Here is a 25,486-nt window from a genome sequence, read left to right on the forward strand (position 1 = left end):
TCAGGCTGATTTTCGCTACGCGGTTTCAGGCGGACCGTCCGCGGGCCTGTCATCGCGTTTCTTGCCGTCCAAAAGGCCGTCCTCGCGGGACTTTCGCGCTGCACTCTGTTCTTTTTCAAGTTTGGAAAGACCGAACAGGATGCGGTTGTCATCAGCCTGTTTTTCCCGTTTTTCCCGCACCTTGCGCTTCCGGTGATTGCGCAGGTTCACTACTGTTCCCATGGTTGGGCCTGTATCTCTTGCAGTTCTTTCGTGGCCAGTGGACATGGTTTAGAGCATGTTCCGGCCCATGAGAACCGTTTGTATCATGGATGAATCTTCGTTTGGTGATGAAACCGCGTTTGGGCATAGAGATACGGATTTGACGGGAATGGTTGGATCGGCATGAAGTGGCTGGGTATCGTCGCAGGGGTGGTTCTGGCGGGCATTGTCGGCGCTGCCGTCCTGTTGCCGCGATTGATCGACTGGCAATCGTATCGGCCGGAAATCGCCGCGATCGCGGAAGAGGCAATCGGCTTTCCCGTTGTGATCGACGGCAACATTCAGGCGGAATTGTTTCCGACACCGCAGCTGACCGCAGGGGGTATACGCGTCCTTGATCGGGCCGGCGCGGACGACCTTGCCACCGTGCGTTGGGCAGAGGCGCGGTTCAAATTCTCCGATCTGCTGCGCGGCACCGTTACCTTGACCAGCTTGGCCTTGGTCGAACCGGTCGTTTCCCTGTCGGGTGATCTGTTGGGCCATTTGCGTGCCGCGCCGGTGAAGGGCGATGACGGCCGGTCCGAGGGGGCCTCCCTGGGCGGTCCGCAGCGGCGGGAGGCGCAACAGATCGAAATCCGGAATGGCACCTTCACCATGGCGCGGTCCGACCCGGACGCTGCTGCATTCCTGATCGAGCGTGTTTCAGGCACAGTTGAAAATGCCGCTGTCGGGAGCCGTATGACGGTTTCATTGTCCGGCCGCGTTCAGGGCCGGGACCTGGATTTGGAGATGCGTGTGGCGCCACCGCAGCAAGCGGCGTCAGCGCCGATCGCCTTCACGCTTACCGACAAGGCGAATGCGTCATTGCTTCGTGTTGTCGGCGAATGGTCGATGAAAGACGGGAAAGTCGGACTGGCGGGCGGGTTTTCGGTGAATGGCGGCGACATGGCCTCAATTGCCGCTCTGACCGGGATGTCTCTGCCGCCAAAAATCGCCGCTTCCGGCGGCGACTTTCGGGTCGACGGAAACTTCGCCCTCGACGGGGCCGCCTCTACACTGCAGGTGACCGATCTGTCCGCAAATACGGATGCGTTAAGCATTACAGGCGAGGCGTCCGCCCAGTGGTCGGGACGCCCGAAATTGGACTTCGCCTTGCGTGCCGGCCGGCTCGACCTGGATGGGTTCGTCAGCCCGGGCGGAGATGCAGAGGGCACAGGCGCCGCGCCGACGGGCGCTGATGGGCCAGCGAATGCGTCGCCCGACCCGTCCGCCACCCCATCCGCCTCCCCATTCGCCTCCCCATCCGCCTCCCCGGGGGCGCCGGACCTGATGGCGTGGATCGGGACGCTGCCCGCCGATGTTTCGCTGGACCTGTCCGTGGCGGGTGCGCGGTTCCGCGATACGATCGTACGGCGGATCACCGTGCGCGGAACGGTGGACCGCGGGACAGTAACCTTGGAAGAACTTAGTGCGCAGCTTCCGGGGGGCACCGACCTGTCGATCGCCGGCTTCGGGGATATGACCGGGCCTGAACCATTGCTGGAGGGGAATGCGACCCTTCGGGCAGACGATCTGCGTCGCTTGTTGAACTGGGCCGGCCTGCCCATCCCCAATGTGTCGGCGGACCGCCTGCGCCGGTTCTCGATGGTCAGTGGCATCAGTCTGCGGCCGCGCCGGCTGGATATCATCGATGCCGCCGTCGAACTGGACGGGGTGACGGCCAGCGCCGCGGCGGCGGTTGCGTTGCGCCGGCGGCCGGGATTGGGCCTGCGGGTGTCGATCGATCATATCAACCTGGATGCCTATCGTTCGGTCTATGCGCCGCCCGATTCGGAAGGGGCGGCACCCGGCGCCGACAATCCACCGGGACAGACGGGTGATGCGGCGGAGGCGGTGGACGGGGCGGGGACAGTGGAGGGCCCCAGCCTATGGTCGCGGTTCGATGCGTCTCTCGATTTGCGTATCGGGCGCGCCGTCGCCCTGGAAGTGCCGTTCAACGATGTCGTCGGCAATCTGGTTTTGAAGGACGGCGTCGTGACCATCAATGAAATCACATTCCGGGATGCCGCTGGCGTATCGGGTCAATTTGGCGGCCAATTGTCGGTTGTCGGCGATGCGGACTCGACCTTCCTTGCCTTCGAGGGGCAGTCGGCGGATATGGGCCAAGTCGTTGCGTTGTTGGAAGGGCCGGATTTCGTGGCCGGAATTTTGCGGTCCATCGGGCCGACGGCGCTGAATATATCCTATCGGCCGGCTTCAGACGACGCGCCATTGGTGTTCCAGGCAAACGGGGACGATGGCGCGCTGTCCTTTGGCGCGGCGTTGTCCCGCGGTGAAGCCGGCGAACCGGCCTTGGATATCTTGTCGGGCGATATGAAAGCCTATGGCTTGGAGCTTTCGGGGCTGGCTGGGCGTTTGACCTTCCCGGCAGAGGCCTATCAGTTGGAAAAACTCTCTGGCACTTTGAACGGCGGCACCCTTAATTTGAGCGGCAGCCTGCGCCGCCGCGCAGACGGGCTGCAACAGTTGCTGATAACCGGGGCGCTGGATGGTCTTGAGGTCGACCGGCATCTTGCCGACCTGGACGGTCCAATCGGCCTGAAGGGCTCGATCTCGATCCGTGGCCAGGGGGAGTCTACCGGAAGCGACTGGCGCGCGATGGCTGCCCTCAATAGCGGGTGGTTCGATATGGAAGGTGCGTTGGCGATCGATGTCGGGCCGTCCCGATCCAGTATCGTTACCGTCCGTCAAGTCAGCGACGTTCGGGAAGCCTTGCGCGAACGGTTTTCCGAGCCTGCCTCCATCGAGGGCGCGTTGGTCTTGGAAAACGGGGCCCTGATTGCGCGGGATTTGGCCCTGCGTGGGAATACGGGCGGTGTCCTGGAGCTGTCCGGACGTCTCGGTCTGACCGACCTTAACCTGTCCGCTGAATTGGTTCTTCGGAAAGCTGAGAACGCGCCGCAATTTGCGCGTCTATTAGCGGAGGGACCGGCCAAAGCCCCTAATTTGAGGCTCGAAGGGGCCGTTCCTTCCAAGAACTAGGGCAAATTTTGATTAAGTCTGGTGGCCGTGGCGGGGATACCAGGCCGAAGTCACCGGGCGGGCCAATGCCCGGCCCGGTGAACCAATCAAGCGACCAGCGAAGCGGTCAGAACGTAGGTGCGGATGGCGCTGGACAGGTTGCCCGTGCGCTTGCTGTCGATTTCGGAAACGAGTTGGTTCACCGAAAGGCTACGGTTGGCGGCCAGATCGCGAAGTCTTTCCCAGAAGATGTTCTCCAGGGAGACGCTGGTGCGATGGCCCGCAATCACGACCGAGCGCTTCTTAATTTCAGAAGGATCAACAGAGGTGTCCGTGGAGACGGTGTCTTCAACGGGCGCAAATTCATGAACAATACCGTGCATAGTTTTCTTCCAATTCTTGTTTAAAAGTGGCCAATCCACGAGGCGACTTTTAATGCGACTCCACAACAAGTGACGTCAGTCGGCTCGCGTTAACTTGTTGGCATCGTTGTACCGCTGATTGGTTAACGAATGGTGAGTAAAGTCGCATTTTCGAGGCCTAGAAGTGGCACTCAGAACCGACTATGTTAACCACTGTTGACAAAACATCGTTATTGCTAACGCGGCTGATCCGGTTCCATGAAATCGACCATGGCGGCTATCGTTGCAGCCAAGTTTTCCTCCTTGGTGTATCCCGACTTTACCCTGGGGGCTAGGTCGTGATTTCCGTCCGGGAGCCAGCAAAACTGCACATGGGAAGGCAGGGCGTAGTTTTCAATCTCTGCCCTGGTACCGAAAGGGTCGCGGTCCCCCTGACAGACAAGCACAGGGCATGAAATTTCGGGAAAGTGATCGGTACGTGTCTTCTCAGGCTTGCCTGGCGGATGGAACGGATACCCCAAGCACAGAACGGCCTGGAACAATGGTTTTTCAACGGCTTGCGCCGCCAGCAGGGTGGCCATCCGCCCCCCCATCGATTTCCCACCGATATAAATAGAAGCACCCTTGGGCGCGGTCTCCGAAATCTGTTGGATCACTTTTTGGAAATGATCCAACAGGACGGGCTGTCGATCCGGCGGACGTTTCTTACCACCGTGACGACGCCCGGCCATGTACGGAAACTCGAACCGGACACAGCGGATGGCAGCCGTGGCGACGCCATCGGCAACGGCATTCATAAAAGGGGAATCCATCGGCGCGCCTGCGCCATGCGCCAGAATCAATACGGTGGAACTCTGTACGGGGCCTGTCGATAGAAAATCCATGGGTGGTGTGTACTCTGTCACTTGCCGTCTCTTGCCGTTGTTTGTGGATCGTCGCCGGTTGCGGTAAAATTGTACGTTCCGTAAATGCTCCGTTAACCTTTGTCTGTGAATATGATCGAGATGCCAATGGGGTATCTCAGATAATAACCATGGCTGCCGTGACCGAAATTGGCGTCTCGGTTTCCATGAAAGCGTTCGAAGCGAGGAATTAGAATGTCCAATTTGGTTGTCGCCGAAAGCACCGAATTGACCATGATCGACGAAGAGCAGCTGGTCACCATGATGGTCGATAATCAGTTGTTTGGTATTCCGATCTTGAAGGTCCAGGACATCGTTGAGCCGTCTCAGATCACGCCGGTGCCCTGTGCGCCCAGCGCGATCGCGGGGGTATTGAACTTGCGCGGACGTATCGTCACGGTCATCGACCTGCGTGAACTTCTCGGCGCGAAGGAAGAAGATGCCCGCCGTCAGATGAGTGTGACGATCGAGCACAAGGGCGACCTCTATACCCTTCTTGTCGATTCGATCGGCGATGTCCGCTCGCTGCCTAAGCGTGATTTCGACAAGCCGCCGGCGACGCTGGACGAGAATATGCGGCGCCTTTGTTCCGGGGTATTCCGGTTGGAAGACAATCTTCTCGTCGTGCTGGACGTCAGCCGGATCCTCGATGAAGAGACAATCATGAAGACGCCCCGCCGCACGCGCCGGCGCCGTGTGTTGAAAGCTGCGTCCGGTGGTAAGAAAAGCGCCAGCACGGACGAGGATGGCCCGGCAGCCGCCGAGGCCAAAGCGATTGAAGACAAACAGGACGGATCCGCACCGCGCGGCGATGCGAAAAGTGGGGTGACCTCCGCCCGCAGTTCGGCCCCTGCCAACGACACGGATACCAAGAAGCGGGAGACGAAACAGGCTAGTGCATCCAAGTCGGACAGCGCCCCGAAACCGGCGAACGCCCCAAAACCAGCTAGTGCAGGGCCGAAGCAGGCGGGCGACGCCTTGGTCGACCGGTTGGGCGGCGAAGCCAAAGTCGAGGCCTATGCAAGTTCGCTGTTCGACCTGGTGATGGCGGACCCGATTCTGAATCATTTCGCTGAAGGTCAGGATACATGGGCGATTGCCTCGGCATTCAAATCCTACAGCCTGGCAGCGACAGGCGGTAAATCCTCGGACAGTGTCGAGGATTTGAAAGTGGTGCTTCAACTCCTCGCCCGAGAAGAAGGATTGGATGACGATCACTTCATTGCGGTCGCAAAGCACGCCAATGAAGTCCTGTCCAAGGATCGTGCCCCTGCACCGGCCGTGCACGATGTGCTGGAATTGATCGACAGCCTCAGGAACGAAACCGTCACGCATTAATCTCATCGTGGGCCGGGCCGGCCAGTGCCGGGAAAAAACGCTGGCTGGCAATAGTTCGTCCGAAATATTACTCGGCCGGCGCTCTGCAGCTTTACGTTGACGCGGGATGCCTATTTACATCAGATGAATCTGATACTCTGATGGTGCCGTGATCCAGTAGAGGGTTTGGCGCAGGCATGGAATACCTCCCTGAATTCAAATCGGTACAAACCGGAAAATCCGCGGTCGACGATAAAACGACGGCCGCGTTCCCATATGGGCCCTTGGGGCGTGGGGTTTGTCGGTATGCCGCCTTTTACTGCCTTTCCGTCACTGTTCTGACGTCCGTCATTTGGTTCGTGGCGAGAGACCTGACCGCAGCGGTTTGGTGCGCGTTGGGTGTTTCCCTGATTCTCACCGCGGCTGCCGTGTTGTTATTGGGGAATAGAAAATTCTGGCCGAAACATGACGACGTAGGCGACCGCCTTACGCCTGAGGAGGCTTTGGTCGCATACGATTTGCTCTCCACGTTGATCGATTCGATGCCGGCCAACTTCTTGGTCAAGGACAAGGAGCACAGATATATCCTGGTCAATAAGACGATGGGGGATTGGTTCGGCTGGGACCCGGCGGATGTTCTTGGCAAGCGCTTCGACGAAATTTCATGGAACAGGGATTACAGCGCTGAATTTCCGAAAATCGAGGAGGAAGACGAGCGTGTCCTGAAGACGGGCGAATCCACCGAACGGTTCTTTGAAATCGAAGGCCCGTATGGAAACTGGATCAAGCTGTTGTCGCGGCGTTTTGCGATCCGGTCCGCCGAAGGAGAAATCGTCGGTATCGCTGTCATCAACGTCGATATGACGGAACTTGAGGCAACCCGGGATGAATTCGAGGCGCTTCGGCGTGAAAGAGACCGACAGGCGTTCATTTTCAAGAACTTCTTCGAAGCACTCCCCTTTCCGGCGGCCATGAAAGATATGGACGGTCGCTTCTTGAGCGTGAATTCGCAGCTCTACAAATGGCCACCCTTCTCCGGAACCAATATCATCGGGCGTCGTCTCGACGAGGTCATGGAATATGAAGCTGCGAAAGACTCCATAGAACTCGACGCGCAAGTTCTCCGCACGAGGGAGCCAGGGGAAATCGAACGCGATGTACCCTATGTTGGCGAGACAACTCGAAGCGTGCGGATTCTTCGATTCCCGATTTTGGACGATGATGGCGAATTGTTTGGCCTGGGCTTGTTTAATATCGACGTGACGGATCAACGTGCAGCCGAGCGTTTGCTAAAAGACACCAATGTGGAACTGGAGCGATTGGTCAGCGACCGCACGTCCGAATTGGAAAATGCGAATGCCGAGCTGACGCGAACGCTGGATGAATTGAAGGCAACGACCGACCTGCTGATTGAATCGGACCGGATGGCCTCGCTTGGGTCCATGGTCGCCGGCATGGCACATGAAATAAACACGCCGATCGGTGTAGGGGTTACGGCTGCCAGCCTGGTTCGGGACAAGGTCGATCAATTGCAGAAAGACTTTGGGGCAGGGACGCTGACGCGGGACGGCATGACCGAATCCATGTCGGTCATTGACGAAGCGTCGGACGTGATGTTGCGCAATATGGCGCGCGCGGATGGCCTGATACGAAGCCTGAAACAGGTCGCCGTCGATCAAACCAATCTGGAAACACGCGATGTGCAGTTAGAGCACTATATTCGCGACGTTGAATTGAGTGTCGCCCCTGTATTACGAAAATCAGGTATTTCTATTGAAATCGACTGCCGGGCCGATCTAACCCTGTGTCTTCAACCGGGTCCTTTGGCTCAGGTTATGACAAATATCCTGATGAATTGCGTCCATCACGCCTATCCGGAAGGCGAGGGTGGCCGGATAAAGATCACGACGGTGCTTTCCGATGACGGTGTCGAAATCCGCTTTCGGGATTTCGGCGTCGGGATGGATCAGGAAACCGCCGGTCAGGCCTTCGTGCCATTTTTTACCACGCGGCGGAACAAGGGCGGGACAGGACTGGGGCTGTCGATCGTCTACAACGTGGTGCGGTCGGTTCTGGGCGGCGATATCGCCTGTGAGAGCGTGAAAGGCAAAGGGACCCTCTTCATCGTCACCTTGCCGGCAAACTGCGTGGTCAATCAGACTGCATAAATTTTCAGGAAACGGTCGACGCCTTTCTCCGCAATCTCTTTGATTTCCTTCTGGCTTGGCGTGTCCTGAAGCCCGATCAGAAGCTTCAAATGGATCGGGTCTTTCACCATGGCGAGGAAGTGCCAGGCAGCCTGGTTAGGGTCGTCAATGTCAAGCGTTCCCAATTCGTGCTGACGGGCAAGATAGACCGACAATTGTTCCGTTAATTTTTTGGGCCCCTTTTCAAAAAATTCCCGGCCCAATTGCGGGAAACGGCTCGCTTCCCCGATGATGATGCGGAACAGGGCCACATCCGTCTGATCGGAGATCAAGGTCAGGAAACGGCAACCCAGCACCTGCAACATCTCGGCCATTTCCGGATCGGGGCCGGTCGCCGTTTCGGCCTTTGCCATCATCACGTCGATCTGTTCCTGGATGGCCGCGCCAAGTACGCTGCACATCTGGGACATGATGCTGTCGAACAGCGCTTCCTTGCATTCGAAATGGCTATAGACCGTTCGTTTGGACACACCGGCGCGTTCGGCGACGGCGTCCATGCTGGTCGGACCGAAACCGGTTTCCAGGAATAGCTGCTTCGCCGCGTCGATAATGGCCAAGTGCTTTTCTTGGGAGCGGGGCGGCAGATCGTTGAATTCAGTTGCAAACATAAATGTATCCTACACCAACTCGGCTGACCGCATCAGTAGCCATAGCACCGGGATTGGGCAAATCGGCATTTCCTTTCCGTCATAACATTGGTCGGCAAACGGCGGCCCAACGGCCGCTGTTTCGGTGATCGCCTTCGCAACAGGGTCATACGCGGCCAGGACCGGCACGGATAATATCGTCACAAAATTTTCCAATGGTAGGTCTTGTAAAGTAAACTATACGGGTTAGTTTATAGAAACGAAACCGTGTAGTGTACTTGTCCGCCAATTTTAAATGGGCGGCGGCATCGCCAAGGGAAGGGCTTCACATGTCGGCCAGGGAAGATTTAAAGGAAAATTTGATTGGTGCCGAAAGGGCCAAGCATGCGGGCGACACAGCGGTTGTCGCCTTCGCGAATTGGGTGATCCGTTTTCGATGGATCATCTTGTTGCTCAGTTTCATCGGCGCAATGGCAGCCGGCTTCGGCGGTCAATTCTTGGACTTTTCCACCAACTACCGCGTCTTCTTCAGTAAGGACAATCCCCAACTGCAAGCGTTCGAAACGATGCAGGATACCTATATTCGTGAGGATAATATTTCGATCGTCCTGCACCCGGATCACGGTGACGTCTTCACGCCGGAACTGCTCGCGGCGGTCCGCGACCTGACGGACAAGGCCTGGCAGATCCCGTATACGACGCGGGTCGACAGCGTGACGAATTTCCAGAACAGCTATGCGGCTGGCGAGGACGACCTTGTCGTCGAGGACCTTGTGCCTCTCGACACGCCATTGGATGAAGCGGACATCACCCGGATCAGGGAAACCGCCTTGTCCGAGCCTCTGATCGTCGACCGGCTGGTTTCTCCGGATGCGGATACGGTTTCGGTCAACGTGACCGTCACCTTGCCGCTGGAGACGGAGCTGGAAGTGCCGGCGGCTATGGAGCATGCCCGGGCATTGGCGACGGAATTCAGGGAAACCTACCCCGGCGTCACGGTCGCGGTAACCGGTTCGGTCGCGCTGAACCATGCCTTCACCGAGGCAAGTGTAGCCGATATGACCAACCTTATTCCATTGATGTACGGTATTCTGCTGCTGGTCATGGTCGTGCTGTTGCGGTCCATCAGCGGAACGATATCCACGTTGCTGGTGATCGCTTTTTCCGCTGTCACGGCCATGGGGATCAGTGGTTGGCTGGGTGTTCAACTAACACCGCCTTCGGCCATCGCGCCAACCATCATCCTAACATTGGCGATCGCGGATAGCATACACATCCTGGTCTCCATGGTTGGCGGCATGCGCCAGGGCTTGGGGAAACGGGAAGCCATTGTCGAAAGTCTGCGGATCAACTTTCAACCGGTCTTCCTGACCAGTCTGACGACGGTCATCGGTTTCCTCAGCCTGAACTTCAGCGATGCGCCCCCGTTCCGGGATCTTGGCAACATCACCGCAATCGGGGTGACGGCGGCCTGGGTCTATTCGATCCTATTCCTGCCGGCCGCCATGGCGATCTTGCCCGTGCGGGTAAAACCGCGGGAAGAGGAGACGGCGACCGCCATGGACAAATTGGCAGGCTTCGTCATCGGCAATCGCAAAGCCCTTTTGTTCGGCATGACCGGTGTCGTGGTGGTGCTTGGCGTGTTGGTGCCGCGGATCGAGTTGAACGACCAGTTCGTCAAGTATTTCGACCGCTCCATCGAATTTCGCCGGGATACGGATTATGCGATGGAGAATTTGAGCGGCATCTACCAGGCGCAATGGTCCTTGCCAGCTGGGGAATCCGGTGGGGTCAGCGATCCGTACTACCTGCAGACCGTCTCGGACTTCACCGATTGGCTGCGGGAGCGGGACGCGGTTGTCCATGTTCAGTCACTGTCGGATATCTTCAAGCGCCTGAACAAGAACATGCATGGCGACGACCCGGCTTACTATGCCCTGCCGGACGAAAAGAACCTCGCCGCCCAGTACCTGTTGCTGTTCGAAATGTCGCTGCCTTACGGGCTAGACCTGAACAACCAGATCAACGTCGACAAATCCTCGGTTCGGATCGTCGCGACGCTTGAGAACATCACAACCGACGAGCTGCGGGCACTAGATGATGAAGCGAAGTCCTGGCTGGAACAGCGTCTGGCGGGTGGTTCCAAGCTGGACGCCAGCGGGCCGTTTGTGATGTTCGCCTATATCGCCCAACGGAATATCGAGGGCATGCTGCTCGGCACGGGCCTGGCCTTTCTGCTCATCTCCGCATCGCTTGTCGTGGCGCTGCGCAGCTTCCGGCTGGGTTTGATCAGCCTGGTGCCGAATCTGGTGCCGCCGATCATGGCGTTTGGCCTGTGGTCGGTGTTGGTGGGTGAGATCGGCCTGGCGTCCTCCGTCGTCACCGCCACCAGTCTGGGCATCATTGTCGATGCGACCGTGCACTTCCTATCAAAGTACCGGCGCGCCCGGGTGATGAACGGTGAGGATGCGGAAGGCGCGGTGCGGTATGCCTTTTCCACCGTGGGGACGGCCTTGTGGGTCACGACCGCGATCCTGGTGGCCGGCTTCGCCATCCTCTCGTTGAGTTCTTTCCAGATCAATTCCGCGCTCGGTCAATTGACGGCGATCACCCTGGTCATGGCGTTGTTCGCCGACTTCCTGCTGCTGCCGGCCATCCTGATCCTCGTGGATGGACGGAAGCGTAAGGATGTACCGGACGCCGCCCTGGCCCAGGCCGCCGAGTAACCGGATCAACTTCTATCACGAACAGGAAGAGTATGAGGACAGACATCATGAACACGTCACGATACTGGTCAGGGTTGATCCTGGCACTGCTTATCACCGGCGCGGCGGTCGGCCTCGCCATCCTTTCCAACAAGGCCCATGCCGGCCCGGCGGAAGACCAGAAAGGTCTGGAGATCGCGCAGGAGATCGACCGTAGGGACCTCGGCTTCGGCGACAGCAAGACAGAGATGGAGATGATCCTGACCAACCGGACGGGCGAATCCAGCACCCGCAAGCTGCGGCTGGAAACCTTGGAGGTGCCGGACTCGGAAGAAGGGGACAAGAGCCTGACGATCTTCGATCATCCGCGCGACATTAAGGGAACCGCTTTCCTCAGTTTCACCAAGATCCTGGAGCCGGATGACCAATGGCTCTACCTGCCGGCCCTGAAACGGGTGAAACGCATTTCGTCCGCCAACAAATCCGGCCCCTTCGTCGGCAGCGAGTTCGCCTATGAAGATCTGACCTCATTCGAAGTGGCAAAGTATTCATATACCTGGTTGCGGGACGAACCGTGCGGCGAGATGGACTGTTTCGTCATAGAGCGGATTCCGCAGTATGAGCGGTCGGGCTATTCGAAGCAGATCGCCTGGGTCGACGCCGCGGAATACCGCATCGTCAAGGTCGACTTCTATGACCGCAAGGACACGCTGTTGAAGACCCTGGAGAGCAGTGAATGGCAGCAATACCTGGACCAGTACTGGCGTCCGCACCGCATGCATATGGTGAACCATCAGACCGGCAAGGAAACCACCCTTACCTTCCAACCCTATCAGTTCCGCGAAGGCGTCAATGAAGCCAATTTCAATCAAAGCCGTCTCGCGCGGTTGCGCTAACGGTGTTGTCGCCACGGTCGTATTGGCCGTGGTGGCTTTTTCTACCAACAGGGCTTTGGCCCAGGACCCGTTGGAAATTTTCGGGGCGGAGGCGGAGTTCGCCGGTTCAACCTCGGCCGAGTTGCGGTTTTTTCCCGAAAGCCCGCAATTCACCGACCAGGACGACCGGAAGCTGGAGCTTTCCGTTGCGATCGAACCGGAATTCCGACTGTTTTGGGACAGGGAGCGGCTGACCTTTATCCCTTTCTTCCGGTATGACCCGGCGGATCACGAAGGGCGCACCCATGGCGACATACGGGAACTCTCGCTTTATGTGGAACGGGACGACTGGGACGTCACCGCCGGCATCGGCAAGGTGTTCTGGGGTGTCGCGGAAAGCCGCCACCTGGTCGACATCATCAACCAGGCGGATTTGGTGGAGAACTCCGATGAGGAGGACAAACTCGGCCAACCGATGGTGAACCTGAATCTGCTGCGGGACTGGGGGACGCTCGGCGTCTTCGTCCTGCCGGGGTTCCGGGAGCGCACCTTTCCGGGGGACGAGGCACGCCTGCGCGGCCCACTGCCTGTGGATACCGACAGACCGATCTATGAATCCGCCGCTGAGGAACATCACGTGGATGCGGCCCTGCGGTACAAGCAGGTGATCGGCGACTTTGATCTCGGCCTCAGTTACTTCCATGGTACCAGCCGGGAGCCGGAGCTGGTTCAGTCCATCGGCAGCGATGGCAGGCCCGTGCTGCGCCCGCGTTACGAGATCATCGACCAGGTCGGCCTGGACGTACAGGCGACCATGGATGCCTGGCTTTGGAAACTGGAAGCGATACACAGGTCGGGGGCCGGCGATCCTTTCGCTGCGGCGGTCGGTGGCTTTGAATACACGCTGTTCGGGGTGTCCGATAGCGCGGCGGACCTCGGCCTGCTCGCGGAATACCACTATGATGGCCGCGGTGATGATGCGCCGGCGACGATCTTCGACAACGATATCTTCCTTGGCACGCGCTTGGCCTTGAACGACACGGATGCGACCGAATTCCTGGCCGGGGTGATCGTCGACCAGCGGGAGGGAGAGGTTCTGGCCCTGTTGGAGGCGGAGCGCCGAATTACCGAACGCTGGTTTGCCGAGGTGGAGGCACGTTTTTTCTTCAACGCCGACCGTGGGACTTCCGCTGTCCAGGACGATGGCCACGTTCTGTTGCGTATTTCCCGATATTTCTAAGCTTTGCATTTTTACGTGCGCGTTACCCGTGGGGGGTAGGGCGGGGACGGCGGCCTTCGGGCCGTCGTTTCCTGATGAGGAGACCCTTATTCAGCCCTAGGAAAGCGAAAAAATGGTAATGCCGGGTCATTTTAGCTAAATACAAGGCTATTGCTAGACTCTGTCGGGCGCGTGCTGCTACCCCATGGAAATTTGCGCAAAAATAGTAATTGATGTGCTTCGATGTTTGGCAGAAAACTTCAAGTCGGCTTGATTCCGTTTCCATCGTTCGGGATACGGTCATTTTTCCGAATGTCGTTGATACCCGCTTCGCGTTTCTGTGGGCTTGGGGCGACGTGAACCGGTCGGATAACAGCCTGGACAGCAATGCCGATTTGCTGGGGCTGGTGACGGAAAGCGATTTCCGGGGGTCGACGGTCGCGCTGGACGCATTCTACCTCATCTCCGAAGGCGACGATGACTCCGATGGCGTTTTCCTTGGCGCTTCTGCCATTCAGCGGATCGGTGAGTTCAATACCGCCTTCTATGTAAACCAATCCATTGCGCTGGACCGTCGGCAGGTCACCGTCGATGACGGTACCTTGCTGTTCGGCGAGGTTTCCCTTACGCCGCTAGGGTCGCACAATCTTGTCTATGCGAATGCGTTTTGGGGCATCGACAATTTCTCGTCAGCTTCGCGCGGGGAAACCAATGGCGGCCCAATCGGCCGCGTTGGTCTGCTGTTCGCCAGTTCCGGTATCGGAACCTATCCGGCCGCACTCGGCAACGGCGTTGAAGACGCCATCGGCGGGGCCGTCGGCTACCAGATGCTGTTCAACGACGACAAAACCCAACTGGTCGGCGAATTGGGTTTCGTGGAAACCACTGACGACGACTCGTCTGTTCAAAACGGCATCGGGGCGGGTGTCCGCTTCCAGCACAAATTCGCCGAACGCTATCTGTTCCAGGTCGATGGATTCGTGGCGGACCGTGAACGCGCGGACGAGACCTATGGCATCAAGTCGGAATGGCGGGTTCAATTCTGATCTGTCAGGGGCTGTAGGGCCGACTGGGTCGACGGCGTCGCAAAAAAGAAAGGGCCGCTCGAAAGCGGCCCTCTCCGTCGTCGGGGTTCAACTCTCCCCAGTAAACTGAAAGCGTAACGCCTAAGCGTTCCGGCGGCGCAAGCGTGCCGCGCCCAAACCGGCAAGGCCGGTCAGCAGGAACAGCGCCGCGCCCGGCACGGGAACAACGGCCGTATTCTCGAAATCGTAGTCCAGGTTGATGCTGCCGCTGGTGAATTGGACATCGTCGAAGAAGGCTGTCTGCCCCTGATTGGACGTGCCGACCCCGATGGAAATGCCGAGGATTGTAGCGTCCAACAGGTCGCCGCCAAACAAATCGGACCAGTCCTGAAGCGTAAACGCATCGCTGCCGTCACCGAACAGGTTGCCGGCATTGTATATGCCTGTATGCCAGAAGGTGCCGCTATCGCCGGAGATATCGGCGGTAATCCACTGATCGGTGGGGACAGCATCCGAATTGCCGAGTGTGCCTAGATTCCAGGTGGGTTCGTAAATGAAGGTCGTAAACCCATCATTCGGGCCGCTTGCCGCTAGATTGGCGGTCTCCGATATATTGGTGTCCAGGACCGTGATCTTGATCGCTGCCGCCGCAAAGGCATTGAGATCACCGGTGCTGTCCTTGAAATAGCTGTAGCTGAGACTGCCGCCGGTGGTTAGGAAATCGCCGACCGTGCCGTACCCGCCGGTCCGTGTGATGCCAACTTCCGCTTTGTCTGTGTTGCTTGCGCCGGTTGTCAGCTTTGCCGCGCCTGTGGGTAGCGGTTGATCGTTTTCCAGCGCGCCGCCTTCGCCCGTCAGATCGACGATATCCGCGGTACCGTTGTCGCGGACGTCGGACAGGAACCACGCGTCGTCCGTCGTGAAGGTCGCGTCGAATGCGTTCACGGTTTCCGCATTACCCGGTGACGCCAGCACGATGCCCGCCACGCCCAGCAATGCTGCGATTTTGACCTTCATCTTTTCCTCCAAACGAAAACTTATTTACAGTGATATATCACGTACCAGTAAAGCATGATGCGCCCGGGCGCGTGTCAACGAACAGCCCCTGTTTTGTAAACAAAACGGCCGATTTTTTAACGTCAGTACACTGTTTCTGCTTGGGGTTATTCAGGTCTGAGGGGGCCTGGTTGGTGGGTTAACCCTTGAAACTGATCATAGCCGCAGCGACCCGCGTCACCGTGGTGATCCAGCACAAGCCGCCGAAGACCCAGGCGAGCAAAGGGAAGTGCTGTGGCAGCAGGCAGCAGGCGATGAAGAAGACGATGGTCTCCGTCCCCTCGGTCAGGCCGCCCAAATAATAGAAGCTTTTTCGACCCCTGATATCGGTGGTGATTTTGCGTTTTTCCGCCACGACCGCATAGGCCAGGAAACTCGACCCCGTGCCGATAAAGCTTAACAGCAAAAACGCGGCGGGTAGGGCATTCACCTGCGGTGCGGCGACGGCAAATCCAAAGGGGACCGCGCCGTAGAAAATGAAATCGCCGACGATATCCAGGTAGCCGCCAAGATCGGTCGTCGTCGTTTGCCGCGCGACCGCGCCGTCCAGCCCGTCCATGATCCGGTTCACGACAATCAGCGTCAGGGCGAGTGCGAATTGACCGTATCCCAGTGCAATCGCGGCCCCGATACCCGGCAGGAAGCCGGAAACGGTGATGGCATTCGCGCTGACGCCCAGCTTCTTCAGGACGGTCGCCGCCGACCCCAGGGGCGGGTCGATCAGTTTGCGCATGGCGGCGTCCAGCATGGCGGATTACCGGCTCTTGCCCCGGAGTTTGGCATCGACCGACCAATGGTCCCGATGGCGCAGCAGCCATAGAGCGATCATCGCCAGCAAAGCGCAGAGCGAGATGCTGACATTCCTGTTGATCGGGAAGCCCCGGTCGTTGATTTCAAACGGGTCGAGATATTTCGGCCATTGGCGATAAACCGTGTAGCCGTGAATCATCGCCAGAAGTGCATAGGTATATAGCCGCGCCCATCCGAGAAACACGCAGACGCATATCACCACCTGCACACCGGCGATGATCAGGACCGTCGATTCATCCAGGCTGATCTGGTCGAAATGCTTGGCCAGTTGCTGGTACTGGGCCGGCGCCAGAAATTTGTTCACCGCCCAAACGAAGATGAACCAGGCGCAACCCACCCTTAAGATCAGCAGGGCCAAAGCATCCTGCGCGCTGTTTTCCAACGGTGATTTCATAGGCTTCGCCTTATCGTCTTTACACTCCGAGACCCATGGTCGGGTTTAGGGTTATTTGCGCCCTCTGGCCAGGGGGCGGCGGGTGCTCGCGGGATCACTTTGCAGCGAGAAACTTTCGAAGAAAGTGTCGAACAGCAGCCGCGCATCCGCCTGCGCCACGAAAAAGCTGATCTCCGTATAGGTGGAACTGATTTCGATCAGGTTGATGTTCTGCAAGGTCACCCTCTGCATTAGGGCATAGAGGATGCCGGGGGCGTTGATATGCCGTTCGGGAAAGCGCGCGGTGACGGCCGCGACCTCGTCGTTACGATAAACCGGCCTTTGCGGCACCGCTTCGTCCAACCAGTCGCGCAGTCTGGCGTCCAGGATGATCGTGACCTCCCGCATGCCGAGCGATAGATCGCAGAAGCCGTTCTTCTCATGGACCTCGCCATAGATTTTGGCTAAACGCGCCTGCAAGGCGGGGCTACGGGAAAAGGTGCGCAGCGCCAGGCCCGAATGCACCGTCACGCTCTCCAGGGTCAGGTCGTGGCCTTCGGCGCTGGACGGCGCGGCGGGTGCCGCGCGGCGTAGCCTGGAGAGCGCCATGGTCAGGGCGGTTTCTTGCGTTTCCTTGGCTGTGCGCGCCTCGACCTGCGGGCGCAGGAACCGCGCCAGCTTGGTCAGATTGAACAGGTCGTGACGGAAGCCGAACTCCAGGAAGGCGTTGCCGCGCAGGATCTGGCCCAAAGCTTCGGTGATCGTAATCATGTTATATTTATAACATAGTGTATCCATTTATGACAGATCATGCGCTTAATTTGCCGCGCGCCGGGCGGCGCGGTTTTCTTCGTGCAAAGACACAAATCGCGTGGAGAAATCTCATGCCGGGCCCCTTCAACGGAATGATTACCGCCTGTATCACCCCTTTCGCCAAGGATGGCACCATCGATTTCGGCACGTGGCGCCGTTTGATCGACCGGCAGATCCAGGCTGGCGCGGATGGGTTGGTGATTTTCGGCACCGCTGGGGAAGCGCCGACCATTACACCGTCGGAATATCTGGAAGCGTCGGAGCGGGTCGTCGATATGGTCGGCGGACGTGTTCCGGTTCTGGCGGGTGCGGGCGGGAACGACACACGCCGCGCGGTGACCCAGGCGAAGGCATTGGCGGAAACCGGGATCGACGGGTTGCTGGTTACCTGCCCCTATTACAGCAAGCCGCCGCAGCATGCGTTGGTCAATCACTACCGCGCCATTGCCGACGCGGTGGACCTGCCGCAGCTGGTGTACAACATCAAGGGACGGACCGGGGTGAATATCGAACCCGATACCCTGTTCCGCATGGCCGAGCATGAGAATATTGTCGGCGTGAAGGAAGCTAGCGACGACATGGACCAGTTCATGACGGTGGCGGGGACGGCGCCGGACGGGTTCTCGGTTCTGGCCGGCAGCGACCATGTGGCTTATCCGGTGATCGCCTTCGGGGGGCATGGGGTGATTTGCACCGTGTCCAACATCATCCCGGCGGACTTCAAGGCATTGGTGACCGCCGCGCTGGAAGGCAACCGGGTGCTGGCGGCCCGTAAGCACGCGCTTCTTTTGCCGATGATGAAGGCCTGCTTTATTGAGAACAATCCGATGGCGATCAAGACGATGATGGCCCTGACCGGGGAGATCGAAGAAGTTTTCCGCCCGCCGTTGTGTTCCATGATGCCGGAAAACAGGGACGTGCTGCGCTCAATCCTGCAGCGCTTCGCTCTTCTGCCGGGCGCGGTCGCGGCGGCTTAGCGAAACGGAGGTCCGAAAGCCGATCAGCCCGACCAGACCGCAGCTCAGCACGGTCAACAGGGCCAGGTCGTATCCGCCGATCTGCCATAGGACCGATCCCAGGAAGGGCGCCAGCGCGGCGGTGATCTGAACCGGCAGGGCGAGCGCCCCGCTGATCGCGCCGAAATTCCGGCTGCCCAGGATGTCCCGCGTCGAAACCGGGCGCATGATGCTCATGATGCCATAGCAACTGCCGTGCAGGATCACGAAGGGAACCAGCAAGGTCGGCGAATGGTCCGAGAAATAGAGGCAGGTCGACGCCCCGACCACGCCGGCAAAACCGGCGCTGGTGATGGTGAAGGCCGATACGTGCTTTTCCACCGCCATCATCGCCAAGCGGCCGGCGACCTGCATCGGGCCGATCATGCTGGCCGCGAAGACGGCGACATCCTTGTGAATTTCCCTGTCTTCCAGGATCGGCAGAAGATGGTTCAGCACCATGCTGTGGTTCAGCCACAGCAGCGAGAAGGCGACCGCAAGCGCCAGGAAGACCGGCTGTCGCACGACCTGGCCCAGGGTTCGGAACTTATCGGCCGCGGCATGCCCGGCATGGGTCGCTTCCGCGTCACCCACATGTCGACGGTATTCCTGTTCCATGAAATGGGCGCCCAGCCATAGCAGCGGCGCGCCGACAAAGGCGACCAGACCGGCGAATGTCAGGACGGCGGCCTGCCAGCCGAAGGCCTCGGCCACCGCATGGTTGATGGGAAAGGACACGGTGCCCGCGAAGCCCGCCACCAGGGTCACCAATGTGATGTCACGCCGGGCGCTGACGCCGCGCGTGCGGGTGATGATGGCGAAACAGGGTTCGTACAGCGTGCAGGCCAGGACGATGCCGATCACCAGCCACAGGCCGGCGAAGACCCAAAGTGAGTTCGCCATCGGCAGCAGGCTTAGCATCACCGCGCCCAGCAAGGTCGTTCCCGCCATCAATTCCGCGCCGCGGCCCTTGTCGATGATCCGCCCCGCCATCGGCGCGAACAGGCCGGACATCACCAGCGCGCCAGCAAAGGCCGCGGTCAAGGTGGTCTTGGACCAGCCTTCCGCTTCCTCCCAACGCAACAGCAGGGCGGGGAACAGATAATACATGCCGGCCCAGACGATGGTCTGGCCGAAGGCAAGGCAGGTGACGGCAAGGCGATTGTTCACTGAATAGGACCCGGAAGATGGTCAGAAGGTGGTATTTGGCGCGGGACGGACTTGGGATGCAAGGGGCCGTGTTGCCAATGGTGTATTCGCCGGCGCTCAGGTTCTGACAGAGGGTTCTTCGGACTTTGTGTTGAAGGGGTTGAGATACAGAGCCAATTGCTTGAGCGCACCAAGGAAATCGCGCCAGTTGGAGTATCTGAGGGTCACAGCGGCAACTAGAGGTGTGAACATCGACCCGACGAGAAAGCTCTGCGCTTTTTTCTCTGCACCGAACCCCTCACCGAAATGCAGCCAAACGGAAACGAACATGAATAGAAAAGAGATAAAGGGTAGGAGGAGAATGTAATAGGAAGGAAGGGGCGTATCACCCCTAGACACCCGAAAGCAGGAATAGGCGATTGCCGGACCGAGGATGGCGGAGACATGCGCGTATTTGACACTGTTTTGAAAAAGCGCCGACCCGGGAGCATATCCCGTCCCGAGGACGACAGAACAGGCGAATATGGCGAGTATGACGCTGGCCCAAGATCCGCAGAAAATCATGAGTAAGTACCAGGTGCCAAACCTGACATCCTCCTTTTCCAAGGCGGAGCGGTTGCGTTCGTTCAGAGCGAGGGAGCCGATGAAATAGCCACCTACCAGGGACGCGGCTGTCATTGACACGCCGAGAATTGCCGGAACCACGACACCTGATACCTGTTCCACGTAGGCGAGACCGGTTACAACGGCGATCACGGTTAAGATTGCGGTCAACATACTTCTAACCAATGTGTCGCCGTCAGGACCGTCCGCGACACCGCCGCTATAGTCGAAGCCGACCCTTTTCAACCAGGATTCGGGCGATTGCGCGTTTGCTGTAAAAGCTGCAAGAACACATGCCTTGATAATGTTGTTCAACATTTCATCGCATGACGCCCGGAGAATGCGCAGTTTCGTATCGGTTGTGCTGACCAAGGCCCTCACGACTTGGTCTGTGGACGACTTTTCCTTGGCGCTTCGCAGAAGATTGTCCAGAACAGTGATCGCCAGGGGGCGCTTCCCCTCCCTGTCGACACATGCGGCCTTGTGCACGGAATCGATGTCGAGTTCCAATCGCTCGGCGATCAGCGCGGTGGTTCGTGCGGCACTCACAACTTCACGGCGGACCCGCTCCAGTTCAGGCTCCAGTTTATCCAGATCGGCGTTGTGGGGTGAAATGGCTAACTCGAAACCCGGCCGCATCTTCAACTCGTTGATGCGCCAGACGAGATACTCAAGCCTTGGATACACCTCGAGATAGTGATCGTCGACCTTGATCGACAGTTCGTCTTTGAAGATCTTGGGGATGTTCGGATCGGTATCAGTGTCCTTCGCGAACTTCTTCAGGTTTTCCGCGTCAGGGCTAAAGCTGTTGAAGTCCCGGATCAGCGAGTTGACGATATGTGTCGCTCTGGAGGGGATCAGAGCGGCCTGCTGCAGGCGGCGCCGGAATGCCGGCTCCAACTTCGGTATGGTCAGGAAGCCAAGGGCGACCGCCACGCCGAGAGCAAGCGGGTTGAGATTTTCGCTGCCCTCGGGAATGAGCAGCTCCACGAACGAGCCTACAAATGCCTGCCCCCTCAGCGGGTCGAGCAGGGCCGGATACTTGTAGATGACGAGCATGATCGAACATCCGATCAGACCGTACACCGACCCCCAGAAAAGAAACTGCAGCCATGTCGTGAAATTCTGAACGGGACGTGGCGGATAGCCTGTGGGTTTCAGTGTATCGTCGGCCCACTGAGAGAACCGGTGCATGTAAACACCGAATACCACAAGCGACATGAAGGAAAGGGAGACGCTGTCCGACCCGGATCGCAAGTTGAGGACGTTCCAGCGGTTCGCTTGCAGACCATCGGTCGATACGAGAACCAATGCGACGGCTAAAAGGAATATCGTGACCAGGAACGACATATCGCCTCTCCCCCGAAGGACTTCACTGTCAAAAAGTTGTATTTGTTTTTGTCAGTTTGACCGAACGTAGATTGAAATATGTATTATAGTACCGCGATATGCAAGTCATGCAGGGGAAGTGTGATGAATTGTTACTCTCTCAATGTGCGTAGTTTTACACTTGTGGCCGTAGTTCTCAGTGTCATCATAATCGTGCAGACTTTGGGGCCGCCGGCGTTTGCTCAGAACAAGACGCTTCGCATCGGGGTCCGCGCTGATGCTGCGCCTTTTTCGGCCAGATGGGAGCGGGACGAAGATATCGAGAGTGACAGGAAAAGGTCCGCTGCGGGGATTGATCCGGCAGATCCGAATGCCGCAAATCCTACAGAGGGCGAGCGCGACGGAATAGGAGAGAACGGTTCGCAATACTATGGTTATTCCGTCGAACTTTGCCTCGATTTCGCGCGGACCGAAGGCTATGACGTCGAGTTCGAACCGGTCGACCCGTCGAACAGGTTCGATAAGTTGGCGGGAACTTCGGAAAACAGGATAGATATCTTGTGCGGCGCCACGACCGCGACGTTGAACGTAATGAAGTATTTCGACGTTTCATTATATACGTTCCTGACGGCGACATCCTATCTTGTCGCCCCCGGCATCGAGAAGAAGATTGGGAGCGGACCGGGTTCGATCACGATCGGTTTTCGTGAGAAGACGACGGCCGATCCAACGGACAAGGTTGGTCGGGACGATCTTCGTCAACGGTTTGCCACGTTGTTGAAGACGCCTACAGGTAAATTCCGTTTCAAGAAGAAGGCGTCTCATGACGACGCCGTGTCCGCCCTGATCAGCGGCGATCCAAACAAACATATCGATTTGTATGTCGCCGACAGGCCTATCCTCGTTAGCGCGCTCAACAGAGAAATAGCCCGGACGTTGAGGGCCCTTGAGAACTTGGAAAACAAGCTGGCGAAGCAGGAAAAGGCGGATGAAGGGGCAAAAAACCAACCGTCCACCGACCCGCAAACCGCAGGTGTCGACGCGAAATCCGGGTCGGACATTCGGGACGACGCCGAGCGCGAGGGTCAAAAACAGCCAATGTCGAAGGAGGAGGTCGAGAAGGCGATAGCGGAAAAGGAACAGAGATTGAGGCTGTTGAAGGAAGGAGTCGTCGTCAGCACGGATGTCCTCCACATCCAACCGTATGCCCTCGTTTTGCCGAAATGCAGCGAACACCTTTTCCGCCTCAATCATTTTCTCGCTGAGCGTTTCAGGAGCGCCGAGTTCGTAGAAAAATGGAAAGCCCGGTTTGGCTACGACTTCGACGTCGCGATGGAGAAAATCATCGAATTTCAAACCTCGATACCCGTCGGCGCTTCGATTGATGTTGAGAGGTGCACGTGGCCCGCGTCCCAAGCGGCGTCCAAGGCGCAGCCGAAATCTGTAGCTACGTCGCCCGCGGACACGGCAAGCCAGTGATCGCCCGTTCATACCAGGTCGAACGACTCGGCGAGTGGCTATTCCGTCTGTGGTGTCCTTGCTGTGTTGATTGTCGCATTGTCGCATAGCTGTAGATCGATGGAAGACGCAGCCGAATTGTCTGAGGCAAAGGCGCATGATACTCCCGCCGTTCAAATTATTTTTGTGTTACGGGGGCGCAAATGGCGGAAACGATAGGGCTCAATCATCTGGGATTGGCGGTCGAGGACCTGGACCGGACGACCGCCTTCTTCGTCGAGGTTCTGGGCTGGACGGAACTGGCGCGCGACGAAAGCTATCCGCGCAATGCGGTGACCGACGGCGATCTGCGCCTGACCCTCTGGCAAGTCGATCATGCCGCGCCGGTCGCCGCGTTCGACCGCCGGGCCAATATCGGCCTGCACCACCTGGCGCTCGGCGTGCCGACGGAAGCGGACCTGAATCGTTTGGCCGACCGTGTGAAAGACCATCCCGGCGTCACCGTCGAATTCATGCCCGAACCGGTGGGCGGCGGCCCGCGCAAGCACATGATGTTCGCCGAACCCGGCGGCATCCGTCTGGAATTGATCTGGCAGGGCGAATAGACAGCATCGCCAGCTTCCGGCCCGCCTTGTTCAGACCGCTTGGCTTCCGTGACCGGCTTGTGTCACCCTGTCCACAGAATGTGAAAACTGCCGGCAGAGCAGAGAAAAAGCAGCATCAGGGGGAGACGAGGCGTGTCTATCAGGAACCGCGCAATGGCCGGGGAACAAGTCCTCGGCGCGATGATCTTCGAGTTTTTCAGTCCGGGCATCCCGCAGCTACTAAGCAATGCGGGCTGCGAATACGTGCTCTACGACATGGAACATACGGGCATCGGTCTCGAAACACTGAAGGAGCAGGTTTCGTATTGCCGGGGATTGCCGATCACCCCGATGGTGCGTGTGCCCAGGGGCGAATATCACTTTCTCGCCCGGGCGCTCGATATCGGCATGCAGGGCGTCATGATCCCCATGGTCGAGTCGGCGGAAGAAGCCGCGCGCATCGCCGACGCGACGCGCTACCCGCCCGTCGGCCGGCGCGGCGCGGCCTTCGGCTTCGCCCATGACGACTATTCAGGCGGCGACCCCAAGGACAAGATGGCGCGCGCGAATGACGAGGTGACGGTGATCGCCCAGATCGAGACCGAGCGCGGCTTGGCGAATGTGGATGAAATCGCGGCGGTCGTAGGGATCGACGTGCTTTGGGTCGGGCATTTCGACCTAGCGAACTTCCTCGGCATCCCGGCCGACTTCCAGAACCCCATCTTCCTGGATGCGGTTCAGGCGGTTGTCGCGGCGGCCCGTAAGGCCGGCAAGGGGCTCGGTTTCATGCCGGCCGATGCGGCCTGGGCGCGTGAATACAAGGGATATGGGTTCAACATGCTGGCCGTCGGCACCGATCAGGGGCTTTTGGCCCAGGGCGTGCGGTCGGTCCTGCAAAGCGTGGAGGACGCGTGATGGTTTTTCGTGTCGGATCGACCAGGGATCTTCTCACCGCCAGTGGCGACCCCGCGTTCAACGCGGCCGCTTTCGATGAATTGGCGCGCAACCCGGATATCGAATGGGAATGGATTCCCGAAGATGTAACCGAAATCACGCCGGACATCGCCGCGCGCTACGATGGCTTGCACGTCAATGTGCCCCGGGTAACGGTGGCTTCTGTTGGGCGCGGGGATTGCCGCGTCAAAATCATCGCCCGGAACGGGGTGGGCTATGACTCGGTGGATGTCGCCGCCTGCACCGCCAAGGGCATCACGGTCACGAACACGCCGCACGCAATTCGCAGGCCCGTTGCGGTCGCGGCACTGACCTTGGTTTTCGCATTGTCCGGCAAACTCTTCACCAAGGACCGTTTGGTGCGCGAGGGACGTTGGAACGAGCGGGTCGAGCATATGGGCATCGGGTTGACGGGCCGAACGCTTGGGCTGGTCGGCGCCGGCGGTATCGGACAGGAACTGATCCCGCTCGCACGCCCGTTCTTCCGCCAGGTCATGGTCGCCGATCCGTTCGTCGAACCCGGCGTCATTGCCGGACTGGGCGCCGAACATACTCCGATGAACACTCTGCTGGCCGAAGCCGACTTCGTGGTCGTGGCCTGTCCTCTGAACGACAGCACCCATCATTTGATGAATGCCGAGGCCTTCGCGCGGATGAAGCCGACGGCCTGTTTCATCAATGTCGCGCGCGGGCCGATCCATGACGAGGCCGCATTGATCGACGCATTGCAAAACGGCCGGATTGCCGCGGCCGGGCTCGACGTGACTGAGCAGGAGCCGATTGCGCCGGACAACCCGCTGCTTGGCATGGAGAATACGATCATCACGCCGCACGCATTGTGCTGGACCGATGAATGTTTCGAGGATATCGCCCGGACAGCGCTTCGGTCGATCGTCGACGTCTCGCTGGGACAGGTTCCGGTTCATCCGGTGCGGTGAAGC

Annotated in this window: 23 protein-coding genes; 12 read left to right on the plus strand and 11 right to left on the minus strand. The window is 58.7% G+C overall.

Annotation, left to right across the window (positions count from 1 at the left end; translation table 11 throughout):
* Positions 1–15: 15 nt before the first annotated feature.
* The gene (locus EOI86_RS03285) at positions 16–222 is read right to left on the minus strand and encodes a DUF4169 family protein (RefSeq protein ID WP_127763700.1); all 207 of its coding nucleotides are present in this window, start codon (positions 220–222) and stop codon (positions 16–18) included.
* 162 nt (positions 223–384) lie between these two features.
* On the opposite strand from EOI86_RS03285, the gene EOI86_RS03290 reads away from it, so the two are divergent.
* Positions 385–3,243 carry an AsmA family protein gene (locus tag EOI86_RS03290; protein ID WP_127763701.1) on the plus strand — a complete coding sequence of 953 codons (2,859 nt, stop codon included), beginning with the start codon at positions 385–387 and terminating at the stop codon, positions 3,241–3,243.
* A gap of 86 nt (positions 3,244–3,329) precedes the next feature.
* Here the strand turns inward: EOI86_RS03290 and EOI86_RS03295 are convergent, their stop codons facing one another.
* Positions 3,330–3,605 carry a ribbon-helix-helix domain-containing protein gene (locus EOI86_RS03295; RefSeq protein ID WP_127763702.1) on the minus strand — a complete coding sequence of 92 codons (276 nt, stop codon included), beginning with the start codon at positions 3,603–3,605 and terminating at the stop codon, positions 3,330–3,332.
* Between the two features lie 215 nt (positions 3,606–3,820).
* A complete protein-coding gene (locus tag EOI86_RS03300; protein WP_240035563.1) occupies positions 3,821–4,489 on the minus strand; it encodes an alpha/beta family hydrolase in 669 nt (222 codons plus the stop codon).
* 192 nt (positions 4,490–4,681) lie between these two features.
* On the opposite strand from EOI86_RS03300, the gene EOI86_RS03305 reads away from it, so the two are divergent.
* Positions 4,682–5,824: a chemotaxis protein CheW gene (locus tag EOI86_RS03305; protein WP_127763703.1), complete on the plus strand. Its 1,143-nt coding sequence runs from the start codon at positions 4,682–4,684 to the stop codon at positions 5,822–5,824.
* A gap of 176 nt (positions 5,825–6,000) precedes the next feature.
* Positions 6,001–7,971 carry a PAS domain-containing sensor histidine kinase gene (locus tag EOI86_RS03310; protein ID WP_127763704.1) on the plus strand — a complete coding sequence of 657 codons (1,971 nt, stop codon included), beginning with the start codon at positions 6,001–6,003 and terminating at the stop codon, positions 7,969–7,971.
* Here the strand turns inward: EOI86_RS03310 and EOI86_RS03315 are convergent.
* Entirely contained in the window at positions 7,959–8,618 is a 660-nt protein-coding gene (locus EOI86_RS03315) for a TetR/AcrR family transcriptional regulator (protein ID WP_127763705.1), read from the minus strand. The two genes, EOI86_RS03310 and EOI86_RS03315, sit on opposite strands and share 13 nt — an antisense overlap.
* Positions 8,619–8,627: 9 nt before the next feature.
* Positions 8,628–8,801, minus strand: a complete 174-nt coding sequence (locus tag EOI86_RS24460; protein ID WP_153811688.1) for a hypothetical protein — start codon at positions 8,799–8,801, stop codon at positions 8,628–8,630.
* Between the two features lie 125 nt (positions 8,802–8,926).
* Here EOI86_RS24460 and EOI86_RS03320 point away from each other — a divergent pair, with 125 nt between their 5' ends.
* From EOI86_RS03320 to EOI86_RS03335, 4 genes are all read left to right on the plus strand, one after another.
* Positions 8,927–11,323: an efflux RND transporter permease subunit gene (locus EOI86_RS03320; RefSeq protein ID WP_127763706.1), complete on the plus strand. Its 2,397-nt coding sequence runs from the start codon at positions 8,927–8,929 to the stop codon at positions 11,321–11,323.
* A gap of 32 nt (positions 11,324–11,355) precedes the next feature.
* Positions 11,356–12,198 carry an outer membrane lipoprotein-sorting protein gene (locus EOI86_RS03325; protein ID WP_205032038.1) on the plus strand — a complete coding sequence of 281 codons (843 nt, stop codon included), beginning with the start codon at positions 11,356–11,358 and terminating at the stop codon, positions 12,196–12,198.
* Positions 12,155–13,417 carry a hypothetical protein gene (locus EOI86_RS03330; protein WP_205032039.1) on the plus strand — a complete coding sequence of 421 codons (1,263 nt, stop codon included), beginning with the start codon at positions 12,155–12,157 and terminating at the stop codon, positions 13,415–13,417. Before EOI86_RS03325 ends, EOI86_RS03330 begins: the two co-directional genes overlap by 44 nt.
* 212 nt (positions 13,418–13,629) lie before the next feature.
* Entirely contained in the window at positions 13,630–14,442 is an 813-nt protein-coding gene (locus EOI86_RS03335; protein ID WP_150132793.1) for a hypothetical protein, read from the plus strand.
* A 120-nt stretch (positions 14,443–14,562) separates the two neighbouring features.
* On the opposite strand, the gene EOI86_RS03340 is transcribed toward EOI86_RS03335, so the two are convergent.
* From EOI86_RS03340 to EOI86_RS03355, 4 genes are all read right to left on the minus strand, one after another.
* Positions 14,563–15,438: a VPLPA-CTERM sorting domain-containing protein gene (locus EOI86_RS03340; RefSeq protein ID WP_127763708.1), complete on the minus strand. Its 876-nt coding sequence runs from the start codon at positions 15,436–15,438 to the stop codon at positions 14,563–14,565.
* A gap of 178 nt (positions 15,439–15,616) precedes the next feature.
* Positions 15,617–16,225 carry a CDP-alcohol phosphatidyltransferase family protein gene (locus tag EOI86_RS03345; RefSeq protein ID WP_127763709.1) on the minus strand — a complete coding sequence of 203 codons (609 nt, stop codon included), beginning with the start codon at positions 16,223–16,225 and terminating at the stop codon, positions 15,617–15,619.
* A 6-nt stretch (positions 16,226–16,231) separates the two neighbouring features.
* Positions 16,232–16,681, minus strand: coding sequence for a hypothetical protein (locus EOI86_RS03350; RefSeq protein WP_127763710.1), 450 nt, complete (start codon positions 16,679–16,681; stop codon positions 16,232–16,234).
* A 51-nt stretch (positions 16,682–16,732) separates the two neighbouring features.
* The gene (locus tag EOI86_RS03355) at positions 16,733–17,431 is read right to left on the minus strand and encodes a hypothetical protein (RefSeq protein WP_127763711.1); all 699 of its coding nucleotides are present in this window, start codon (positions 17,429–17,431) and stop codon (positions 16,733–16,735) included.
* 113 nt (positions 17,432–17,544) lie between these two features.
* Between EOI86_RS03355 and dapA the strand changes: the two genes are divergently transcribed.
* Positions 17,545–18,450 (plus strand): 4-hydroxy-tetrahydrodipicolinate synthase, encoded by a 906-nt coding sequence (dapA, locus tag EOI86_RS03360; protein ID WP_161973667.1) that lies wholly within the window; start codon positions 17,545–17,547, stop codon positions 18,448–18,450.
* On the opposite strand, the gene EOI86_RS03365 is transcribed toward dapA, so the two are convergent.
* Positions 18,400–19,638, minus strand: a complete 1,239-nt coding sequence (locus tag EOI86_RS03365) for an MFS transporter (RefSeq protein WP_127763713.1) — start codon at positions 19,636–19,638, stop codon at positions 18,400–18,402. The two genes, dapA and EOI86_RS03365, sit on opposite strands and share 51 nt — an antisense overlap.
* 96 nt (positions 19,639–19,734) lie before the next feature.
* On the minus strand, positions 19,735–21,570 hold the full coding sequence (locus EOI86_RS03370; RefSeq protein ID WP_127763714.1) for a hypothetical protein: 1,836 nt from the start codon (positions 21,568–21,570) through the stop codon (positions 19,735–19,737).
* Positions 21,571–21,693: 123 nt separating this feature from the next.
* On the opposite strand from EOI86_RS03370, the gene EOI86_RS03375 reads away from it, so the two are divergent.
* The 4 genes from EOI86_RS03375 (at position 21,694) to EOI86_RS03390 (ending at position 25,483) form a co-directional block, all read left to right on the plus strand.
* Positions 21,694–23,028 (plus strand): transporter substrate-binding domain-containing protein, encoded by a 1,335-nt coding sequence (locus EOI86_RS03375; protein WP_161973668.1) that lies wholly within the window; start codon positions 21,694–21,696, stop codon positions 23,026–23,028.
* A gap of 182 nt (positions 23,029–23,210) precedes the next feature.
* Positions 23,211–23,612 carry a VOC family protein gene (locus tag EOI86_RS03380; RefSeq protein ID WP_127763716.1) on the plus strand — a complete coding sequence of 134 codons (402 nt, stop codon included), beginning with the start codon at positions 23,211–23,213 and terminating at the stop codon, positions 23,610–23,612.
* Positions 23,613–23,744: 132 nt separating this feature from the next.
* Positions 23,745–24,506, plus strand: coding sequence for an HpcH/HpaI aldolase family protein (locus EOI86_RS03385; RefSeq protein ID WP_127763717.1), 762 nt, complete (start codon positions 23,745–23,747; stop codon positions 24,504–24,506).
* Positions 24,506–25,483, plus strand: coding sequence for a 2-hydroxyacid dehydrogenase (locus EOI86_RS03390; protein WP_127763718.1), 978 nt, complete (start codon positions 24,506–24,508; stop codon positions 25,481–25,483). Before EOI86_RS03385 ends, EOI86_RS03390 begins: the two co-directional genes overlap by 1 nt.
* Positions 25,484–25,486: the final 3 nt, after the last annotated feature.

It is taken from the genome of Hwanghaeella grinnelliae (assembly GCF_004005845.1).
GTDB classification, from domain to species: Bacteria; Pseudomonadota; Alphaproteobacteria; order UBA8366; family Aestuariispiraceae; genus Hwanghaeella; species Hwanghaeella grinnelliae.

What these genes read in the sequence shown, in the direction of transcription:
- EOI86_RS03285 (WP_127763700.1), bottom strand. Translation starts at nt 222, where the DNA reads ATGGGAACAGTAGTGAACCTGCGCAATCACCGGAAGCGCAAGGTGCGG.
- EOI86_RS03290 (WP_127763701.1), top strand. Translation starts at nt 385, where the DNA reads ATGAAGTGGCTGGGTATCGTCGCAGGGGTGGTTCTGGCGGGCATTGTC.
- EOI86_RS03295 (WP_127763702.1), bottom strand. Translation starts at nt 3,605, where the DNA reads ATGCACGGTATTGTTCATGAATTTGCGCCCGTTGAAGACACCGTCTCC.
- EOI86_RS03305 (WP_127763703.1), top strand. Translation starts at nt 4,682, where the DNA reads ATGTCCAATTTGGTTGTCGCCGAAAGCACCGAATTGACCATGATCGAC.
- EOI86_RS03310 (WP_127763704.1), top strand. Translation starts at nt 6,001, where the DNA reads ATGGAATACCTCCCTGAATTCAAATCGGTACAAACCGGAAAATCCGCG.
- EOI86_RS03315 (WP_127763705.1), bottom strand. Translation starts at nt 8,618, where the DNA reads ATGTTTGCAACTGAATTCAACGATCTGCCGCCCCGCTCCCAAGAAAAG.
- EOI86_RS03320 (WP_127763706.1), top strand. Translation starts at nt 8,927, where the DNA reads ATGTCGGCCAGGGAAGATTTAAAGGAAAATTTGATTGGTGCCGAAAGG.
- EOI86_RS03325 (WP_205032038.1), top strand. Translation starts at nt 11,356, where the DNA reads ATGAGGACAGACATCATGAACACGTCACGATACTGGTCAGGGTTGATC.
- EOI86_RS03330 (WP_205032039.1), top strand. Translation starts at nt 12,155, where the DNA reads ATGAAGCCAATTTCAATCAAAGCCGTCTCGCGCGGTTGCGCTAACGGT.
- EOI86_RS03335 (WP_150132793.1), top strand. Translation starts at nt 13,630, where the DNA reads ATGTGCTTCGATGTTTGGCAGAAAACTTCAAGTCGGCTTGATTCCGTT.
- EOI86_RS03340 (WP_127763708.1), bottom strand. Translation starts at nt 15,438, where the DNA reads ATGAAGGTCAAAATCGCAGCATTGCTGGGCGTGGCGGGCATCGTGCTG.
- EOI86_RS03345 (WP_127763709.1), bottom strand. Translation starts at nt 16,225, where the DNA reads ATGCTGGACGCCGCCATGCGCAAACTGATCGACCCGCCCCTGGGGTCG.
- EOI86_RS03350 (WP_127763710.1), bottom strand. Translation starts at nt 16,681, where the DNA reads ATGAAATCACCGTTGGAAAACAGCGCGCAGGATGCTTTGGCCCTGCTG.
- EOI86_RS03355 (WP_127763711.1), bottom strand. Translation starts at nt 17,431, where the DNA reads ATGATTACGATCACCGAAGCTTTGGGCCAGATCCTGCGCGGCAACGCC.
- dapA (WP_161973667.1), top strand. Translation starts at nt 17,545, where the DNA reads ATGCCGGGCCCCTTCAACGGAATGATTACCGCCTGTATCACCCCTTTC.
- EOI86_RS03370 (WP_127763714.1), bottom strand. Translation starts at nt 21,570, where the DNA reads ATGTCGTTCCTGGTCACGATATTCCTTTTAGCCGTCGCATTGGTTCTC.
- EOI86_RS03375 (WP_161973668.1), top strand. Translation starts at nt 21,694, where the DNA reads ATGAATTGTTACTCTCTCAATGTGCGTAGTTTTACACTTGTGGCCGTA.
- EOI86_RS03380 (WP_127763716.1), top strand. Translation starts at nt 23,211, where the DNA reads ATGGCGGAAACGATAGGGCTCAATCATCTGGGATTGGCGGTCGAGGAC.
- EOI86_RS03390 (WP_127763718.1), top strand. Translation starts at nt 24,506, where the DNA reads ATGGTTTTTCGTGTCGGATCGACCAGGGATCTTCTCACCGCCAGTGGC.